The sequence below is a fragment of the Nocardia sp. NPDC058633 genome (assembly GCF_042717045.1).
Classification (GTDB): Bacteria; Actinomycetota; Actinomycetes; order Mycobacteriales; family Mycobacteriaceae; genus Nocardia.
The window spans coordinates 46,263-63,543 of the sequence record NZ_JBHXRA010000007.1 but is presented as its reverse complement, the minus strand read 5'-3'; the positions used below and the strand labels follow the sequence as shown (position 1 = coordinate 63,543).

Genomic DNA, 17,281 nt, shown 5'->3' with positions numbered 1-17,281 from the left:
AACGGACTATTGCCGGGCACGACGCGCCGTCGCTGTCTCGACCACCGTCGACAAATGCCCTTCCGCCAGGTGATTCAGTGCGCGCAGCAGAGATTCACGCTCGACACTCGGCAGCGAACCGAGCGCGCGCCGATGGACTCCATCGACGATTTTCGTGCTGCGCGCGGCGAGTTTCGCGCCCGCCGGAGTCACCGAGATGATGCGCGCGCGGCGGTCGGCGCTCGACGGCTTCCGCTCGGCCAGGCCCGCCTTCTCCAGCGCGTCGACGGTGACGACCATCGTCGTCTTGTCCATGTCGCCGAGCTCGGCGAGCTGGGCCTGCGTGCGTTCGGCTTCCAGTGCGTGCACCAGGACGCAATGCATGCGGGCCGTCAGGCCGATGTCGGCCAGCGCGGCCGCCATCTGCGTGCGCAGGACATGACTCGTGCGGTCGAGCAGGAAGGACAGATCGGGTTCGGTGCGCGTCGTCGCCAGAGCGGTCATACCGCTCACTATAGTTTCGTCATAGATAATCCGCATTCATCCATAACGCCGGGGAATGTTATCGGACCATGGTCCGTTTAGAGGAGAACTGCCTTCCGAAGAGAGGTTCACATGGAACTGGGGCTCACCACCTTCGCCGAGCTGTACCCCACCGGCGACCGGCCGGCGCCCACCGCTGCTCAGCGGCTGCGTCAGGTGGTCGACGAGGCCGTCGCGACCGAGGCCGCCGGACTCGATGTGTACGGCGTCGGCGAACATCATCGCCAGGATTTCGCCGCGTCCTCCCCCGCCGTCGTCCTGGCCGCCGCCGCCGCCCGGACCGAGCGCATCCAGTTGACCAGCGCGGTCACCGTGCTGAGTTCCGACGATCCGGTGCGCGTGTACCAGGACTTCGCGACGCTGGACGGGCTGTCGAACGGGCGCGCGGAGTTGATGGCCGGACGTGGATCGTTCACCGAGTCGTTCCCGCTGTTCGGCTACGACCTGGCCGACTACGACGCGCTGTTCGAGGAGAAGCTGGCACTGCTGCTGCGTGTGCGCGAGGAGGATCCGGTCACTTGGTCGGGCCGGTTCCGGGCGCCGCTGCAGGACGTGACGGTGTATCCGCGCACCGACGATCGCCCGCTGCCGGTATGGATCGCGGTCGGCGGTAGCCCCGAATCGGTGATCCGCGCCGGGCTGCTCGGCCTACCCCTTGCCATCGCGATCATCGGCGGTGAGCCCGCGCGGTTCAAACCGCTGGTGGAGCTGTATCACCGGGCACTCGCCGAAGGCGGACACGAGAGGCAACCGGTCGCGGTGCACGCGCACGGCTACGTCGCCGACACCGACGCCCGGGCTGTCGCCGAGTTCTACGCGCCGTACGCACTGGCGATGTCGGTCATCGGCCGGGAACGCGGATGGGGCCCGATGTCGCGCGAACAGTTCGACGCGATGCGCTCGCGCCGTGGCTCGCTGTTCGTCGGCGACCCCGACTCTGTGGCAGGCAAGATCGCCGAGGTCCGCGACACCCTCGACCTGGACCGTTTCATGCTGCACACCAGCGTCGGGACACTGCCGCCCGAACAGGTGCTGCACAGCATCGACCTGCTGGGCACGAAGGTGGCGCCGCACGTGCGGTGAGATTTCGTCGAACGGCGATCGGGCGGGGCTCCGATCGCCGACCGAGCCGGCGGCCTATTCGAGCGCGGGACCGCTGCCGACGGTCCGCGCCTCGCGGCGTTCTCGCCGCCGACGGAGATAGCGGCGAATCCGGCTGGCGCACTGGTAGACCACCCACAAACCGATGGCCAACAGAATCGCGGCGATCACCGCCGCCAGCACGGGAAAGAACACCGCCAGGGTGATGATCGCGCCGACGCCGAGGTCTTCGGCGGTGCTCATCGCGATATTGGTGACCGGTTCCGGGGAGGTGTTGATCGCCATCCGGGTGCCCGCTTTGACGATATGGCTGAGCAACGCGGTCGTCCCGCCGACTGCCGCGGCGAACATCGTGGGTAGCGAATCATCTTGCCCCGCAATCAGAGCCGAGACGATCGCACCCGACGCCGGTCGAACCACAGTGTGCACCGCGTCCCAGAACGAGTCCAGATAAGGGATCTTGTCCGCGACCGCCTCGATCAGGAACAACACGCCGGCGGCGACGAGCACATCGGTGCGTTGCAACCCCGGCGGCACGTCGCCGGCCCACCCGATCCGCCCGAACAGCCCCAGCAGGAACACCACCGCGTACGCGTTGATACCGCTGGCCCAGCCCGCGGTGAAGATCAAAGGGAGCACCGACACTCTCCCAGCGTAAACCGGCTCACCGACATCGAGGCGCACCCGAGGAGCAGTGGACAGGTCACCGAGTTGTCGGCTACATTCTTGTTAGTCAGCCAACTAACTTAGGAACGAACGTGATCGTAGTAACCGGAGCGACCGGAAATGTCGGACGCGCCCTCGTGCACACCCTTGCCGCAGCGGGCGAGCAGGTAGTCGCGGTGTCCCGCGGTACGACCGATCCCCCACTACCGGCCGGCGTGCGCCACCAGCGCGCCGATCTCACCGCGCCCGAAACCCACTCCCCCGCCTTCATGGGCGCGACCGCGCTGTTCCTGCACGACACCGGCACCAGTGCGCACCTGATCGATCCCCGCACCCTGCTCGAGCTCGCGAAATCCGCTGGTATCCAACGAGTTGTGCAGCTTTCGTCGCAGGGCGTCGCCACCCGCCCCGAATCGGCCTCACACGGACAGTTGGGACACTTTTTCGAGGAGGCAGTCCGTGGATCGGGGCTGGAGTGGACGATTCTGCGGCCCGGCGCCTTCGCCTCCAACGCCTACGCCTGGGCGGAGTCGGCCCGTGCCGAACGCACCGTCGCGGCGCCGTTCGCCGAGGTCGGCTTGCCGGTGGTCGATCCATCCGATATCGCCGAGGTCGCCGCCGCCGCGCTGCGCGAGGACGGCCACGCCGGACAGATCTACACGCTGACCGGTCCGGCGCTCAGCACACCTCGCCAGCGAGCCGAAGACCTCGGCGCGGCACTCGGCGAACCGCTGCGGTTCGTCGAACAGACCCGCGCGCAGGCCTATACACAGATGCTGGCCTTCATGCCCGAACCCGTCGTCGAGACCACGCTGGCCATCCTCGGCGCGCCCACACCCGAGGAGCAACGCATCTCACCCGATGTCGAAAGAGTGCTCGGCCGCGCGCCGCACACCTTCGCGGACTGGGCTCGACGAAATGCCTTCGCGTTCAAATAGTTCGGTGTGACCTGCTCCCAGGTGAGTCGATTCGCCGCTGCCGGTCGATCGGCTCGTCGGGGTGCAAGATCTGCTGGAGGTGGCGAACCGCCTCGTCGTCGAGATCGGCGTCGATGACGCCGGCCGCCCAGTCCCAGGCCGGGGTGGACCAGACGTAATGCGGCGCGCCCCAGCGTGGAGTCCATCCTTGCTCCCCACGTGGGCGGCGGGAGAGCATCGTGCGCTGGTTCATCGCGTCGAATGCGCCCGAATCGAGATCACGCAACGGCACGGCGTCCGGAGTGAAGTCGACCGGCACACGAACGACCATCGTTGCGGCAGTGACAGTTTCGGCGAACCAGTCGGCCTGCGCACGCTTGACCGACTCGTGTCGAGCTCTGAGAATCCGCTGGTGTTGCTCCGGTGTGTACACCGGCCCGTCCCACACGAACCGTGCGTCGTCGATGGGCTCGCCCACCACCAGATCGACGAACTGCGCCCCCACGCCGGCCTGCTCCGCCCGGTATCCGAGCATCTGCCCCGACCCCATGTCTATCCAGATCCGCAGCGGCTGAGGCTTTCCGGGAGGCGGGGCCAACTCGACCGTCCAGCACGCCCGGCCGCCGAATTCGGCTTCTTCCACCGGACCGGTGGGTCGGGTGAATTCGTCACCGGACCACTGCGCAGCGTCGCGTCGCCGCAGGAGGAACTGTGTCGGCCCGAGGTAGTGGACGCGGTCAGGCGGGCCGACGCGGGGGCGTTGCGGATCCTCGGTGAAATCCCACGCCCGGATCGCATCGGTGACGAAGATCGGCCGTCCGTCTTCGTGCTCGACCCGGAGCCGGTCTCCGCTCCGCCACACCCGGCACCCGTCACGGGCGACGACCAGCATTGGACGTGCCATCCCGACCGCGGCGAAACCTTCGGTCCGATCAGCAGGAGCTATCTCTTTGATCGTGCCCCGGAGAGGCAGGTCGGGACCGGCGGTGAGCGCTGTCAAGACCTCGATCCACGCTGTCATGACGTGAGAATAGGTGAACCGTGAACCGAATTCTGACAATAGTGGCAAACGCATTTCGACCATCCCGAATGCACCGCGAACCAACGCCCCGTTCGGCCGAAGGCACAGATCAACACCAGCCCAGGACGCTCTTTTTTTCACCGCCACCTGTGGTCCGAGTAACATTCTCGATTACTCAGCGATCTTTCAGACAACATCGATTCAGGAGGTTCGACATGCTTTCTGCGAAGAAACTCGCTGCTAGTGCCTTTGTTGCCACCGCGACTGGTGCCGCGGTGCTCGCCGGCGGCGGCGTAGCCCAGGCCGACGTACCGGTATGGCAGGCCAACTGTCACGTCTACAACATTTTCAATACCGGTGGAATGGCCAATTGCGAGTTGCCGACCTGGCATCAGGTGAAGCTCACTTGTGTCGCGTGGCCCGTTCCGTTCGTCTACTGGAAGTACGGCCCCGCGCAGTACGGGCAGAACCAGTCCTGGGCGAGCTGCGATTCCCTGAACGCGATGGTGAACATCGAGGTCATCCAGGCGTAGCGGTTCGACCGAAGTCCGATATCGAGCGACACCCGGCTCCCCACCTTGTTACCTCGGTTTTCATGGCAGGTCCGGCATCTGCTCGGCGGCGCGATCCCTGCGGGCGCGCCGGGGAGCGGGACCGGTCCGAACGAGGTGGGGTCCACCACTGATACGAATGAGATGATGCGTATCAGTCCGGGATCCACTAGCGGCTGACGGCGCGAGCTACCGCGTCGCCGACCTGTTCGTCGGTCAGGCTGCTGCGTTCGATCAGCACATGCGAAAGTACGGCACGGACGGCGATCTCGGCCGCCTGCGCCGGGGTAACCACGAGTGATTCCCTGTCGTCGCGGGCCGCCAGTAGCGGCGCGATGAAGGCGCCCACGGTGTCGATCAGGTTGAGTTGCGACCCCCCGTGTTCGATCGCGACATCGAGCAGCCATGCCGGCTCGTGGTCGCGCAGCCGGGCGATCACGGGGTGTCGGCGCAGGTAGGGAATGGCGAAGACCACAGCGCCTTTGGCCAACTGGCGTACCGGAGCGAACATATCGATCTCCAGGTAGGCGGCGCTCGCCATGCGTGCTACCTCGATTCTGCTGACCGCTGCGATGAGACCGTTCTTGTCTCCGAACTCACGGTAGACCGTCGCGCGCGAAACGCCCGCCCGGCGAGCGACCGCGGTCAGCGTCAGATCATCCAGACCGGTCTCGGCCATCATCGCCAAGGCGGTGTCCACGAGCAACGAGGACGACTGTGTCGCGTTGGTCATGCCCGCCATTCTGCATGCTCCTGGATCCACGAGGTGACGGCCGGTTGCGGTCGAGCCAACACTGAGACTATATTCTCATTCAGTCTCAGCGAGGGTTCTCGATTCGATCCGAACGCGGGGCTCGGAACACCGATGTTCGGAGGTATCGCATGCGGAAAATCGGCAATCACGCGGTCGTATTGGGCGCGGGCATCGGCGGGCTACTGGCCGCCCGGGTGCTCAGCGAGGCCTACTCGACAGTGACGGTGATCGAGCGCGATGCGCTGCTCCCGGATTCCGAGGCGCGAAAGGGCGTCCCGCAGGGGCGCCACGTCCACGGGCTGCTGCCTCGGGGCAAGGACATCATCGAGGAACTGTTCCCAGGGTTCGGGCAGGACATGCGATCAAGCGGTGTGGTCGAATGCGATGCGCTGTCCGAAGTCCGCTTCACGATGGCCGGGCGCACGCTCAAGCGAGTATCGACCGGGCACAGCGCGTTTCAGGCAAGTCGACCGCACCTGGAGCATCACCTCCGCAGGCGAGTCCAGTCGCTGTCCAACGTCGTCATCCGCGACAGATGTGATGCGGGGGCACCCGTTGTCAGCGCCGACGGCACGCGGGTAACCGGTGTCGCGATCCTGGACCGCTCGGACGGCACGCGCGAAACCATCGACGCGGATCTGGTCGTGGCATCGATGGGTCGCGCCGGCGTCGTCCCCTCATGGCTGGACAAGCTCGGTTACGACCGCCCGGCCGAAGAAGGCACCGCGATCGACATCGTGTACCGCAGCGCCTACATCCAGCTGCCACCCAACGCGCTGCCCCACGACAAGCTCGTCACGATCGGCGTCCGCGATCTGCCCCCGCGTGCCCTCGCCTTGTTCGCCGTCGAAGGTAACCGCCACATCCTGACGCTGATCGGCCACGACGGCGAACAACCACCGAGGGACCGGACAGGATTCCTCGACTTCGCCGCCGCGATCGCCCCGCCCGACGTACTCGATGCCGTGCAGAACGGCGAACTGCAGGGTGACATCTCGACCTTCCGATACAAGGCCAACCTGCGCCGCCGCTACGAGCGGCTCGACCGCTTCCCCGAGGGCCTGCTCGCGGTCGGCGACAGCCTGTGCAGCTTCAGCCCCGTCTACGGCCAGGGCATGACAGTCGCCGCGATCCAGATGGCAGTGCTGCGCGAATGTCTCACTCGGGGTGAAAAACACCTCGCCGCACGGTTTTACAAGGCGGTCACGCCCGAGATCGACAATGCCTGGCAACTCACGGTGATCGCCGACGGCGCCATGCCACACGTCGGCGCCAGTGCCTCGTTGCCGGTCCGAGCCGCCGTCGCGGCACTCGACCCGGTCCTGATCGCCGCCGAACGCGACACCGTGGTCGCGACGACCCTATACCGGGTGATGGGACTCGTCGACAAACCCAGCGCGCTGTGCACGCCCACTATCGCCGCCCGCATCGGAATCGCCAATGCCCGCGCGGCACTGGACAGCCTCGGCGGCCTGCTGACAGCGGCCCGCCGATAATCGAGAGTCCATGCGCGGCAGATGATCTACGACGACTTCGCCCATTCCGATTCACTCGCTCTCGCTCGCGGTCCAGACGTGGCGCTACGATCGCTGCATCATCATCGCGGCGGGACCCTGTTCCACCATTCGCAGATCGGGTCCCGTTGTCCTCGAACAGTTCTCGTCATCTCAGCGACCCGGTGCGCTGCCGTCACTGTGGCGCGGTCCCGGCTGCGCAGGCTGCGCTCCGTGGCCACCGCGGGATGCTTCTCACATCACACAACATCAAGGTCGACGGTCCGTTCTGTCGTGACTGTGGGCTGACGACGTATCGCGATCTCACCGCGGACAGCTTGTGGCGCGGATGGTGGGGCAAATACTCGTTGCTGATCAATCCCGTCATGATGCTGGCGAATCTGCACCATCGGATCAGGATCGGTGCGCTCAGCGCGCCCGAGAATCACCCGTGGCCGCCGATGCCACCGGGCAAGCCGCTCTATCGACGCTGGCAGGTCATCGGCTTCGCGGTCCCGATCGCCGCCACGGCACTGGTGGCGTCGGCGATCTACAGTGCGATCAATCCGAAGCTGCCCGCGCCGCCCAAAACCCCCATCCCCGCCTGGGCGCTCGGACCGACGACGACACCACCGCCACCACCGACCCGGTGGGCGGGCAGCGCCAAGGTCGGGGAATGTCTGTACAACACGAAATCCGAAACCTGGATCGACGACTCGCGCGCCGACCTCGAACTGACGCTGTGCACCGATCCACGAGCTCAGGTCGAGGTGGTGGGGATCGCCTCGATGTCCTGGTGCCAACAGGACTTCCCGAACTCCGACACCGCCATCACCATCGACCGAACAGGCCCGATGTCCTCCCATATGAGGACCACACTGTGCGCCCGCGTTCTTCGATGACAACAACTGCGCGTGAGCGCGACCCGGGCCGATCGCACCGTCAGGGTGGCGGGCTCGCGCCTGAAACCTTCTTCCACGGCGTCCCGACTCCGCACGTTGTTACCTTGGATTCATGGTCAGTGCGGCATCTGCTCGGCGGCGCGAGGAGCTGCGCGATTTCCTGCGGTCGCGGCGGGAGCGAATCGGTCCGGACGAGGTGGGCCTGCCGGTAGTGGGTCGCCGGCGTACGCCCGGCCTCAGGCGCGAAGAAGTCGCGATGCTGGCCGGGGTCGGGGTCTCCTGGTACACGTGGCTCGAGCAGGGGCGCGACATCACGGTGTCGGGTGAGGTGCTCGATGCGGTGGCGGGGGTGTTGCGGCTGAGCGAACCCGAGCGGGCTCATCTGTATTTGCTGGCCGGGCTCAATCCGCCGCCTGCCAGTGGGTCGTCGACGGAGGTGACCGCGCAGATCCGGGCGCTGATCGACGGGTGGGAGCGTGGGCCCGCCGTGGTGCGCGATCGGTACTGGAATATCTTGGCGTTCAACGCTCTTGCGGGTCGGGTGTTCGGGTGCGAGGACGGCGAGCCACACAATTGCCTGGTCACCTTCTTCACCAGCGCCCGCTATCGAGCACTGCCCGCACTGTGGGCCGAGGCCGCGCCCGGCGTGGTCGCCGCCTACCGGGCCGACGCGGCCCTGGCCCCGCACGATGACGAATTCCAGCGTGTGACAAGTGAACTCGCCGCCGCGGATTCCGAGTTCGCGGACATGTGGGGCCGCCACGAGGTGGACATCCCCGCTCAGGCGGTGAACGCCTTGCACCACCCCGAGATCGGTGATCTGTTCTTCGATGCGACAACCCTGACCGTCGCCGACCACCCGAATTGGTCGCTGGTGCTGTACAACCCGAAGCCTGATACCGACACCGCCGAGCGCCTCACCCAGCTGTCTCGACTGCGGCTGACCGAATCTGCCTGACCCGCACGGCGCCGCCGCTGTCACCCCGCAGACTTCGACGCCACGCGAAAGAGCAGGTCCAGGTGGGATGACCCGCGAATTCGAGCAATGGTTCACCGTGTTCGGGGCAGGCTGGGAACAGGCCACCAGCATCGTCGCGACCAGCTTCGAGCGCATGGACCAGCGGTCATCGAGCCTGGTGTTGATGCACCCCTGATAACTGCGCACTGTTTGCCCGGCAGACGATCACCCAGGCTCGAACCATGACGCCCAACAGTTCTCGATTCGATGGCAAGACCGCGCTCATCACCGGTGGCAGCAGCGGGATGGGGTTGGCTACCGCGCACCGGCTGATCGCCGAAGGTGCTCGGGTCGTGATCACCGGGCGCGACAGGAACCGCCTCGATGCGGCCGTCGCCGAGCTCGGCGATCAGGCGCACGGAATCGCCGGTGACGCTACCGATCTCGGCGATATCGACACCCTCGCGGCGGCGGTCGCCGATCGTTTCGGGCACCTGGATCTGCTGTTCGCGAATGCGGGGATCGGCTCGTTCCAGCCGATGGATCAGGTCACCGAAAGCCTCTTCGATCAGGTGATCGCCAGCAATCTCAAGGCCGCATTCTTCACCGTCCAGAAGACTCTGCCCCTGCTGTCCGACCACGCCGCGATCGTCATCAACGCCTCCTTCGGCCTGCACCGCGGCGTCTCCGGCGCGGCCCTCTACTCCGCGAGCAAGGCCGCCGTCCACAATCTGACCCGCACGCTCGCCGCCGAATTGGCCTCTCGACGCATCCGCGTGAACTCGGTGAGCCCCGGCTACATCGACACCCCCGCCTTCCGCGCCGAACTCTCCGACGCCGCCCGACTCGGGGTTGCGCGCTTGTCCCCTGCAGGCCGGGTCGGTAGTTCCGAGGACGTCGCCGCAGCCGTGGCATTCCTGGCCTCGGCCGAGGCGGGGTACATCAACGGTCACGACCTGCGTGTCGATGGTGGGCTCACCGCTGTCGATGCTGGGGCGTTCGTGTGAGCGACAGCGCGCCCGGGACCGCGCTGAGCGTTCACAACTTCGACTTTCGGTCGAGATTCGCACCATTCGGCCGAACAGTGTGCGCTCAGCGCGGGCGGATCAGCGCAGTGCGGCACGTCCGCGCACCCGCCCGAGGACGACGAGCACGACCAAGGTGACTACCACCAGCACCGTGGTGCCCGCCGCCGCGTCGAATACCTCGCCCCGGTCGGTCTGGGCGAAGATGCTCACCGGCAGCGTCTTCCAGGTGGCGGGGTAGACCATGATCGTGGCGCCCAGTTCACCCATCGACAGGGCAACTGCCAAGCCGGCGGCGGCTCCGAGGGCGGGTAGCAGCAGGGGCAGGGTGATCTGGCACAGGACTCGGACCGGGCCCGCGCCGAGGGATTCGGCGGCTTGCCGGTAGGCGGGGTCGAGTCGGTCCAGTGCGGCGGAGACCGCGCTGAAGGCGTAGGCCAGGACCAGGACGGTGTGGGCCACGATGACGATCCACTTGGTGCCGCCGAGCAGGAGGGGGCGCTCGTTGAAGGCGATGAGGACGCCGAGGCCGACCGCTACCGAGGGGACGGCGACCGGGAGGTGGAAGACCGCGTCGGTGAGACGGCGCAACCAGGTGGGCGCTTCGCGCGAGGCCAGGGCCGCCCAGGTACCGAGGAACAGGGAGATCGCGCCGGCGAGCAGGGCGGTTTGCAGGCTCACCGAGAGGCTGGCGGCCTGCTCGCCGCTCAACGCGTTGCCGATGTTGGCGAAGCCGAGATTCGAGGGCAGCGGGCCGGTCCAGCTGCCCGCCAGCGCGGCGGCGATCACGGTGGCGATCGGGGCGAGGAAGACCACCGCGACCACCAGCGCGAATACGCCGAGCACCAGCACTTTTCCGCGAGGAGTCCAGACGAGCACGATCAGTCCCCCTTCGGGCGGGCGAGGAAGCGGGCGAACACGAACCGGTAGACGAGATACAGGCTCAGTGAGAGCAGCACCTGCACCGAGGCCAGGACCGCCGCGCCGGGCAGGTCGAAGGTGACGATGCCGCGGGTGTAGATCAGCGCGGGCAGCGTGATGACACCCTTGGCGCCGGTGAACAACACGATGCCGAACTCGTTGAGCGTGAGCAGCAGCACCAGGCTGCCGCCCGCGGCGAGCGCGGGCCATGCCTCGGGCAGCACCACCTGACGCAGCACCCGCCACGGCGACGCGCCGAGACTCGCCGCCACATCGAGCTGTTCGCGCGGCATCTGCGCGAACGCGGCCAGCACCGGACGCACCACGAACGGGGTGAAGTAGGTGATCTCGGCCAAAATCACCCCGAGCGGCGTCGTCAGGAAATCGATGACCGGTGTTGTGGCGCCGGTCAATTCGGCGATGAGGGCGTTCACCGCGCCCGCCGTCCCGTAGAGGAAGGTGAAGGCGAGAGTGATCAGGAACGAGGGCAGCGTCAGGATCGTGTCGATCAGACGGCCGACCAGACCTGATCCGGGGAACGGTACGAACGCGAGCACCACCGCCAGGAACGTACCGAGAACCAAGCAGCCCGCGGTCGCGCACACCGCGATGGACACTGTGCGCCACAACGCTTCCCGGAACGCCTCGGACCCGAGTACCGAGGTCCACACCTCGGTACCGCGCCCGGTCGGCGTCTGCGTCGACTCGGTGAGCACCCGAAGGATCGGATAACCCGCGATCCCGAGTACCACGAGCACCGGGGGCAGCGTCCACAGGATCGGCAACCACGACCGGCGCGGCGCCGGGTCCTTCGACGGCGGGGAGATGTCCGGCCGGTCGAGAACGACGGCGCTCACCGCGGTACCCCACTGGTGCCGAGCGAGTTCGACGGGACCGTCACGAAGCTCGACCACCCCCCACGGCGTTCGACGAAGTCGGTGGCGCCGGTCCCGCGTGCCTCGTGGCCGGCGAGTTCGTCCGACAGCGCACCCGAAGGATCGCCGTGCCCGTTCCTCGGCAGCGTGCCCGAGAGCGCCGAAGTCCCACTCACAGCGTGTCCCCTCGCGACTCAGCACCGGAACCGCCTATCTCGGCGGTACTTCCAGTCACCGCGCGAGCGATCAGTACTCCCGCCGGGTCCGGCAGCCGCACGCCGACAACGGATCCGACCGCGGTGGTGAAGTGGCCTGACACGTCGGCGGCGAGGTCGCCGGGGAGACCGTCGACGGACAGTTCCACGCGGGTCGACGCACCGCGCCACACCGAGGTGAGGACGGTGGCGCGCAGGGCGTCGCGGTCGCCGGGCTTGCCGATGGTGATCGTGTGCGGGCGGATGCAGAGCTGGGCGTCGTCGCCGGGTGCCCAATCAGCCAGTCCCACACCAGGTCGCGGCGCTTGCGCGCGCAGGGTGCTGGTGCCCGCGGTCACCAGCGCGGCGGTGCCGGTGACGTGGTCGACCGTGCACGGCACCAGGTTCGCGCCACCCAGGAAACCGGCGGTGAAGTCGGAGGGCGGGCGCTGCCACAGGTTCTCGGCGGTGTCGATGTCGACGAGCCGGGAATCACGCATCACCGCGATCCGGTCCGCCAGTGCCAGTGCTTCGGCCTGATCGTGGGTGACGTACAGCATCGCGGTGTCGGGCAGCGCTTTGCGCAACGCTTGCAGTTCACCGAGCATCGAATGGCGCAGTTGCGCGTCGAGCGCGGCGAGTGGCTCGTCGAGCAGGAGCACGCTGGGCTTGATGGCCAGTGCGCGCGCGATCGCCACCCGCTGCTGCTGGCCCCCCGACAGCTCGCGCGGGAGTCGCTTCGCGTATCCACCCATGCCGACCATGTCGAGCGCCTCGGCGACTCGCGCGGCGGTCTCGGCGCGTGGCACCCGATGCGATTTCAAGCCGAAGGCCACATTGTTGTGGACGGTCATGTGCGGAAACAACGCGTAGGACTGCACCACGACACCGATTCCGCGTTCGGCGGGCGAGAGATCGGTGACGTCGCGACCGGCCAGGCGGACCGCGCCCGAGGTGGGCCGGACGAAACCGGCCAACGCCTTGAGCGCGGTCGACTTGCCCGACCCACTCGGGCCCAGGAGCGCGACTGTCTCGCCGACGGCGACGCGCAGGGTGAAATCGGCCAGCGCGACGGTGGCCTTTCGGCCCCTGCCGTAGCTGACCCCGACCCGGTCGAACACGATCGCGGGTTCGGTGGTTGCCGCCACCGAAATCGCGGACTTCATCTGGACGTCACCGTCGGACATCGTCAACTCCCTTGGATCACAGCCGAATTCAGCTGCCGGTCGCCTTCTGGTACGCCGCGACATCGGCGTCCAGCTCGGTCAGCACCTTGTTCCAGTCGACCGCAATCACCTCGACGCCCGTCATCGCGGCGGCGGGACCACCATCGGCCGGGGCGGGCACGTCGGTGCGGGGCGACACGGCGAACGCGTCGGGGCCCAGCTTCGCCTGCGCGGCCGGGGCCATCAGGAAGCTCATCAGCGCGGTGGCGTCGTCCTTGTGCGGGGCGCCCTTGGCCAGACCCATCATGTACGGGACGGCCACGGTGGAACGCTTGCCGTCGGCAGCCGGGAAGAAGACGTTGAACTCGGAGCCCTTCTCCTTCACCGTGGTCAGGTTCATCTGCACGTCGCCGTTGGCGATGAGCAGCTCGCCCTTGTCGACTTTGGCCTGTAGCTTGCCGGTCGAGGACGACGGGCCGACATTGTTGGCCTGCAGAGCCCTCAGGTAGTCGAGGGCACCCTGCTTGCCGCGCAACTGCTGCAACAACACCAGCACGGCGGTGCCGTCACCGGCCTGGCCGGGGGTGGAGTACTGCAGCTTGCCCTTGTACTCCGGCTTCAGCAGGTCTTCCCAGGTCAGCGCCGAGGCGTCGACGGCGGGGTTGGCGATGAAGCACAGGAAGTTGTTCGCCATGGTCACGTAGGTGCCCTCGGCGTCCTTGGCCGCGGCCGGGACAGCGGCGGTGTCGATACCGCTGGGCTGCAGCAGGCCCGACTGCTTGGCCTTCTGGATGAACGGCGGCAGGGTGACGACGATGTCGGCCTGCGGGTTGGACTGCTCCTTGTCGACGCGGTTGACGACCTCGCCGGAGCCCGCCTCGACCAGGTTGACCGCGATGCCGGTTTCCTCGGTGAACGCGTCGAACTGGGACTTGTACCAGCCGCCGACGCCGTCGGCGGAGTACACGGTGACGGTTTTGCCGTCCGCGGATTCGGTACCGGTGCCACCGCAGGCGCCGGTGAACGCGACGGCGGTGACGCCGGCCAGCAGCAGCGCGGCCTTGGACAGGCGGCGCGCGGTGAGGGAAGTACGCACGATGACAGCAACTTTCGTTTCAGACGTCGGGGGAATCGCAGGGACGGGTGGATCGGAGGGCGACGACGCGGCGAGCACCGCGACGGCAGGTTTCAGTGGGCGAGCACCAGCGCCGGGAACTCGGCGACGGAGTCGACGACATGGGTGGCGCCTGCGGCACGCAGTTGATCGGCGGTGTGCGCACCGGTGAGGGTGCCCGCGACAATGCCCGCACCGGCGGCGAGGCCGGTGGCGATGTCGCTGGTGGTGTCACCGAGGACGGCGATCCGGTCGACCGCGTCGACGCCGAGGCGCAGCGCGGCGGCCAGCACCATGTCGGGGTAGGGGCGTCCGCGTCCGGCATCGGACGGCGCGAGGGTGAGGTCGACCAGGTCGGTCCAGCCCAGCGCGGCGAGGAGCTTGTCCTGCGTGCCCCGGCTGAATCCGGTGGTCAGCGCGACTCGGACACCGGCTTCACGCAGCGCGGTGATCGCTTCCACCGCACCAGGGATCGGCGCGATCACGGCCTCGTCGACCAGGGCGTCGTAGGCGGTCTCGAAGGCGCGGTTGGCATTGCGGGCGCCAGCCTCGTCGCCGTCGAGCAGCGCGCGGAACACCTCGATCTTGGACTGGCCCATGGTGTCGACCACGTAGCGGCGAGCCTGTGCACGGCGCGGGCCCTCGGTCTCGATCCCGGCGGCGGTGGCGGCGCTCTCGAACGCGCGCAGCACCAGTCCGCCGTCGGCGACGGTGGTGCCTGCCATATCGAGGGCGGCGAGCTGAATCCTGTTGTCCGGCATAGGTGGTCCTCACAGTCCGATCTGGTCGGCGGTTTGCTCGCCGATGGCGGGGCCGAGTGTCATCCCGCGACCGCCGGGGCCGGTGACGACCCAGACGTGGGTATCGGCCCGCACCCGGGTGACGACGGCGCCGGGATCGACGCTCTGGCTGTACACACCCGCCCAGCGCCGCACCACCGGCGGCAACTTGCGGCCGAGTAGTTCCTCGGTCACCTCGGTGAGGTGGTCGTAGGGTGCTTCGTCGACGTCGAAGGCGAACGGCTCGGTGTACTCGTGGGTGTCGCCGATGGTCAGGCCACCGTGCAGACGCTGCACGCACAGCAACTGCATCTTGTGCTCGGCGGCGGTGGCGGTCTGGGACTGCTCGGCGGCCAGCGAATCCACCTGCGGGCCGGCGAAACCCGGGTAGTACCGGAAACTGTCGCCGTCGGCGATCGCGGTGGTGAGCGATTCGCCGAGCGCGGCGGTCTGCATCATCTGCAGTCGCACGCGGCGCACCGGTAGTTCGCCTGCGAGCTCGCGGGTGAGCCCCGAGTGGGCGGCGCCGGGGCAGTGGATGACGAGATCGGCAACGTGTCGGCGACCGTGATCGTCGACCACCACCGCACCTGCCCCGGTGTCGAGCACCGAGCGGGCCTCGGTGCCCTCGTGGAAGGTGTAGCGACCCCTCGCCGCCATATGGGCGCGCAGCGCGGGCAGCGCGTGGCGCGACTCCACCACCGCATCGGTCGAGCAGTGCAGGCCCGCGAGGTATTTGCCGCGCAAGGCCGGGTTGATCGCGCGCACCCGGTCGGGATCGAGCAGGGTGAATCCGCGAGCATCAGCGGTGTCACCGGCAGCCGCGGTTTCGGCGACGGCGAGTTCGGCGGGGGTGCGGACGAGGGTGATCGAGCCGGCGGGCCGGAAGCCGACGCCGGCGACCCGGCCGCCGATCTCCTCCCACAGCTCGCGCGAGCGCAGCGTCAGCTCGAGCTCGTTCGCCGCCCGGCCCGATACCCAGACCAGGCCGAAGTTGCGCACCGTCGCGCCACGCGCCTCGCGTTCACGTTCGAGGTGCACGACCTCGTGTCCGCGGCCTGTCGCCGCCCAGGCGTGTGCGGTGCCAAGGATCCCGCCGCCGATGATGACCAATCGCATGCCACCGATAGTGGCAAATGGTCTAGACCGATAGGTGTGGGCCGCGCGAACGGCAAGTTAATTTTTGGTATAGACCAATCGGGGTACGCTGGCGGCATGGATTCACCGCACACCACCCGGGTCCCGAAGGTGTTCCTGGTTCGCACCGAAATCGATCTGATCCTGGCCGATCTCACCGAGGGCGACCCGGTGCCCTCGGAGCGCGACCTCGCCACCCGCTTCGGCGTCGCCCGCGAGACCGTACGACAGGCGCTACGAGAACTGTTGGTGGAGGGCAGGATTCGCCGACGTGGCCGCGGCACGGTCGTGTCCCGTCCCAAGTTGACCCAGCCGCTGTCGCTGCGCTCCTACACCGAGGGCGCGATCAGCCTCGGCCGCACCCCGGGCCGCATCCTGGTGACATGGGAGGACGTGGCCGCCGACGCGGCGACGGCCACCGACCTCGAGGTGGAGTTGGGCACCGAGGTGATGCATCTGGAACGAGTACTGCTCGCCGACGGTGAACGCGTCGGGCTGGAGAGCACCTACCTGCCCCTGCACCGCTTCGCCACCCTGCGCGGCAGCTATGACCCCACCACATCGCTGTACGCCGCGATCCGCGCCACCGGCGTCGAACTCGCCGGTGCGCGCGAACGCATCGAAACCGTACTCGCCGCCCCTCGCGAGGCGGGCCTGCTCGAATGCACCACCGCGTTGCCGATGCTCCTGCTGCACCGGCGCAGTGTCGACGCCGACGGCGCACCCGTGGAACGAGTCCGCTCGCTCTACCGCGGTGACCGCATCGCCTTCGAGGCGAGGCTGTCACCGGAGCCGGCGTAGCCCTTACTGCTCGGGCAACCTGCGTCGACCGCCCGCCACATCGGTGACCAGATCTGTGTAACCATCCACCAGTTCGGCCAGGTGGTACCAGTGCTTGTGCGTGTTGTCGCTGCGCGCGCCGTCGATGTCGATGGCCTGGTTGGCATCCACCCAGCTACGCGCCATCCGGTCGACGACCGCGCCGAGACTTTCGGTGTGCAGCGAGGCGCCGTTGCGGTGCAACGGGATCTCCTGGACACACCAGTCGTTGATATCGTCGACGAGTTCACTTCGACGGCAATCGATCTCGGCGATCAATGCCGTGTCACGCACCTGCCCCCGTCGTTCGTGCAGTTCAGCGAGTGCGTGCGCCGACCGCAACAATTCGCGATCTTGAAAACGCCG

General features: G+C 67.6%; 21 protein-coding genes. 9 read left to right on the top strand and 12 right to left on the bottom strand.

Going from position 1 to position 17,281, the window contains the following annotated elements; genetic code table 11:
* Positions 1 to 6 precede the first annotated feature (6 nt).
* Entirely contained in the window at positions 7 to 483 is a 477-nt protein-coding gene (locus ACFWUR_RS10825; protein ID WP_378905245.1) for a MarR family winged helix-turn-helix transcriptional regulator, read from the bottom strand.
* A gap of 111 nt (positions 484 to 594) precedes the next feature.
* Between ACFWUR_RS10825 and ACFWUR_RS10820 the strand changes: the two genes are divergently transcribed.
* Entirely contained in the window at positions 595 to 1,605 is a 1,011-nt protein-coding gene (locus tag ACFWUR_RS10820; protein ID WP_378905242.1) for an LLM class flavin-dependent oxidoreductase, read from the top strand.
* 54 nt (positions 1,606 to 1,659) lie between these two features.
* On the opposite strand, the gene ACFWUR_RS10815 is transcribed toward ACFWUR_RS10820, so the two are convergent.
* Positions 1,660 to 2,268 (bottom strand): DUF4126 domain-containing protein, encoded by a 609-nt coding sequence (locus ACFWUR_RS10815; RefSeq protein WP_378905239.1) that lies wholly within the window; start codon positions 2,266 to 2,268, stop codon positions 1,660 to 1,662.
* A 113-nt stretch (positions 2,269 to 2,381) separates the two neighbouring features.
* On the opposite strand from ACFWUR_RS10815, the gene ACFWUR_RS10810 reads away from it, so the two are divergent.
* The gene (locus tag ACFWUR_RS10810; protein WP_378905236.1) at positions 2,382 to 3,227 is read left to right on the top strand and encodes an NAD(P)H-binding protein; all 846 of its coding nucleotides are present in this window, start codon (positions 2,382 to 2,384) and stop codon (positions 3,225 to 3,227) included.
* Here the strand turns inward: ACFWUR_RS10810 and ACFWUR_RS10805 are convergent.
* Complete coding sequence (locus ACFWUR_RS10805; RefSeq protein WP_378905233.1) at positions 3,220 to 4,227, bottom strand: hypothetical protein; 1,008 nt, start codon at positions 4,225 to 4,227, stop codon at positions 3,220 to 3,222. The genes ACFWUR_RS10810 and ACFWUR_RS10805 overlap by 8 nt on opposite strands.
* 215 nt (positions 4,228 to 4,442) lie before the next feature.
* Between ACFWUR_RS10805 and ACFWUR_RS10800 the strand changes: the two genes are divergently transcribed.
* Positions 4,443 to 4,760, top strand: a complete 318-nt coding sequence (locus ACFWUR_RS10800) for a hypothetical protein (protein WP_378905230.1) — start codon at positions 4,443 to 4,445, stop codon at positions 4,758 to 4,760.
* A 187-nt stretch (positions 4,761 to 4,947) separates the two neighbouring features.
* Here ACFWUR_RS10800 and ACFWUR_RS10795 read toward each other — a convergent pair whose 3' ends face one another.
* A complete protein-coding gene (locus ACFWUR_RS10795) occupies positions 4,948 to 5,511 on the bottom strand; it encodes a TetR/AcrR family transcriptional regulator (protein ID WP_378905227.1) in 564 nt (187 codons plus the stop codon).
* Positions 5,512 to 5,660: 149 nt separating this feature from the next.
* Between ACFWUR_RS10795 and ACFWUR_RS10790 the strand changes: the two genes are divergently transcribed.
* The 5 genes from ACFWUR_RS10790 (at position 5,661) to ACFWUR_RS10770 (ending at position 9,892) form a co-directional block, all read left to right on the top strand.
* Complete coding sequence (locus ACFWUR_RS10790) at positions 5,661 to 7,028, top strand: FAD-dependent oxidoreductase (protein ID WP_378905224.1); 1,368 nt, start codon at positions 5,661 to 5,663, stop codon at positions 7,026 to 7,028.
* Positions 7,029 to 7,273: 245 nt separating this feature from the next.
* Complete coding sequence (locus tag ACFWUR_RS10785) at positions 7,274 to 7,927, top strand: hypothetical protein (RefSeq protein WP_378905221.1); 654 nt, start codon at positions 7,274 to 7,276, stop codon at positions 7,925 to 7,927.
* A 112-nt stretch (positions 7,928 to 8,039) separates the two neighbouring features.
* Entirely contained in the window at positions 8,040 to 8,885 is an 846-nt protein-coding gene (locus ACFWUR_RS10780; protein ID WP_378905218.1) for a helix-turn-helix transcriptional regulator, read from the top strand.
* Between the two features lie 67 nt (positions 8,886 to 8,952).
* Entirely contained in the window at positions 8,953 to 9,081 is a 129-nt protein-coding gene (locus ACFWUR_RS10775) for a hypothetical protein (RefSeq protein ID WP_378905215.1), read from the top strand.
* Between the two features lie 46 nt (positions 9,082 to 9,127).
* Positions 9,128 to 9,892 (top strand): glucose 1-dehydrogenase, encoded by a 765-nt coding sequence (locus ACFWUR_RS10770; RefSeq protein WP_378905212.1) that lies wholly within the window; start codon positions 9,128 to 9,130, stop codon positions 9,890 to 9,892.
* A gap of 99 nt (positions 9,893 to 9,991) precedes the next feature.
* On the opposite strand, the gene ACFWUR_RS10765 is transcribed toward ACFWUR_RS10770, so the two are convergent.
* The 7 genes from ACFWUR_RS10765 to ACFWUR_RS10735 form a co-directional block, all read right to left on the bottom strand.
* Positions 9,992 to 10,789, bottom strand: a complete 798-nt coding sequence (locus ACFWUR_RS10765) for an ABC transporter permease (RefSeq protein ID WP_378905209.1) — start codon at positions 10,787 to 10,789, stop codon at positions 9,992 to 9,994.
* 2 nt (positions 10,790 to 10,791) lie between these two features.
* Positions 10,792 to 11,688 carry a 2-aminoethylphosphonate ABC transporter permease subunit gene (locus ACFWUR_RS10760; RefSeq protein WP_378905206.1) on the bottom strand — a complete coding sequence of 299 codons (897 nt, stop codon included), beginning with the start codon at positions 11,686 to 11,688 and terminating at the stop codon, positions 10,792 to 10,794.
* Positions 11,685 to 11,882, bottom strand: coding sequence for a hypothetical protein (locus tag ACFWUR_RS10755; RefSeq protein ID WP_378905203.1), 198 nt, complete (start codon positions 11,880 to 11,882; stop codon positions 11,685 to 11,687). Before ACFWUR_RS10755 ends, ACFWUR_RS10760 begins: the two co-directional genes overlap by 4 nt.
* Entirely contained in the window at positions 11,879 to 13,087 is a 1,209-nt protein-coding gene (locus ACFWUR_RS10750; RefSeq protein WP_378905200.1) for an ABC transporter ATP-binding protein, read from the bottom strand. Before ACFWUR_RS10750 ends, ACFWUR_RS10755 begins: the two co-directional genes overlap by 4 nt.
* A gap of 28 nt (positions 13,088 to 13,115) precedes the next feature.
* Positions 13,116 to 14,162 (bottom strand): 2-aminoethylphosphonate ABC transporter substrate-binding protein, encoded by a 1,047-nt coding sequence (locus ACFWUR_RS10745; protein ID WP_378905198.1) that lies wholly within the window; start codon positions 14,160 to 14,162, stop codon positions 13,116 to 13,118.
* A gap of 92 nt (positions 14,163 to 14,254) precedes the next feature.
* The gene (locus ACFWUR_RS10740; protein ID WP_378905195.1) at positions 14,255 to 14,941 is read right to left on the bottom strand and encodes a phosphonatase-like hydrolase; all 687 of its coding nucleotides are present in this window, start codon (positions 14,939 to 14,941) and stop codon (positions 14,255 to 14,257) included.
* Between the two features lie 9 nt (positions 14,942 to 14,950).
* Positions 14,951 to 16,078, bottom strand: a complete 1,128-nt coding sequence (locus tag ACFWUR_RS10735) for a TIGR03364 family FAD-dependent oxidoreductase (RefSeq protein ID WP_378905192.1) — start codon at positions 16,076 to 16,078, stop codon at positions 14,951 to 14,953.
* Between the two features lie 96 nt (positions 16,079 to 16,174).
* Between ACFWUR_RS10735 and ACFWUR_RS10730 the strand changes: the two genes are divergently transcribed.
* The gene (locus ACFWUR_RS10730) at positions 16,175 to 16,897 is read left to right on the top strand and encodes a GntR family transcriptional regulator (RefSeq protein WP_378905189.1); all 723 of its coding nucleotides are present in this window, start codon (positions 16,175 to 16,177) and stop codon (positions 16,895 to 16,897) included.
* Between the two features lie 3 nt (positions 16,898 to 16,900).
* Here the strand turns inward: ACFWUR_RS10730 and ACFWUR_RS10725 are convergent, their stop codons facing one another.
* A complete protein-coding gene (locus ACFWUR_RS10725; protein ID WP_101468584.1) occupies positions 16,901 to 17,260 on the bottom strand; it encodes a DUF4254 domain-containing protein in 360 nt (119 codons plus the stop codon).
* Between the last annotated feature and the right edge of the window lie 21 nt (positions 17,261 to 17,281).

Bases quoted from the DNA above. Each gene is read 5' to 3' on its own strand.
- ACFWUR_RS10785 (WP_378905221.1), top strand. From the start codon at position 7,274: ATGCTTCTCACATCACACAACATCAAGGTCGACGGTCCGTTCTGTCGT.
- ACFWUR_RS10770 (WP_378905212.1), top strand. From the start codon at position 9,128: ATGACGCCCAACAGTTCTCGATTCGATGGCAAGACCGCGCTCATCACC.
- ACFWUR_RS10735 (WP_378905192.1), bottom strand. From the start codon at position 16,078: ATGCGATTGGTCATCATCGGCGGCGGGATCCTTGGCACCGCACACGCC.
- ACFWUR_RS10780 (WP_378905218.1), top strand. From the start codon at position 8,040: ATGGTCAGTGCGGCATCTGCTCGGCGGCGCGAGGAGCTGCGCGATTTC.
- ACFWUR_RS10820 (WP_378905242.1), top strand. From the start codon at position 595: ATGGAACTGGGGCTCACCACCTTCGCCGAGCTGTACCCCACCGGCGAC.
- ACFWUR_RS10775 (WP_378905215.1), top strand. From the start codon at position 8,953: ATGACCCGCGAATTCGAGCAATGGTTCACCGTGTTCGGGGCAGGCTGG.
- ACFWUR_RS10730 (WP_378905189.1), top strand. From the start codon at position 16,175: ATGGATTCACCGCACACCACCCGGGTCCCGAAGGTGTTCCTGGTTCGC.
- ACFWUR_RS10825 (WP_378905245.1), bottom strand. From the start codon at position 483: ATGACCGCTCTGGCGACGACGCGCACCGAACCCGATCTGTCCTTCCTG.
- ACFWUR_RS10750 (WP_378905200.1), bottom strand. From the start codon at position 13,087: ATGTCCGACGGTGACGTCCAGATGAAGTCCGCGATTTCGGTGGCGGCA.
- ACFWUR_RS10795 (WP_378905227.1), bottom strand. From the start codon at position 5,511: ATGACCAACGCGACACAGTCGTCCTCGTTGCTCGTGGACACCGCCTTG.
- ACFWUR_RS10805 (WP_378905233.1), bottom strand. From the start codon at position 4,227: ATGACAGCGTGGATCGAGGTCTTGACAGCGCTCACCGCCGGTCCCGAC.
- ACFWUR_RS10800 (WP_378905230.1), top strand. From the start codon at position 4,443: ATGCTTTCTGCGAAGAAACTCGCTGCTAGTGCCTTTGTTGCCACCGCG.
- ACFWUR_RS10740 (WP_378905195.1), bottom strand. From the start codon at position 14,941: ATGCCGGACAACAGGATTCAGCTCGCCGCCCTCGATATGGCAGGCACC.
- ACFWUR_RS10790 (WP_378905224.1), top strand. From the start codon at position 5,661: ATGCGGAAAATCGGCAATCACGCGGTCGTATTGGGCGCGGGCATCGGC.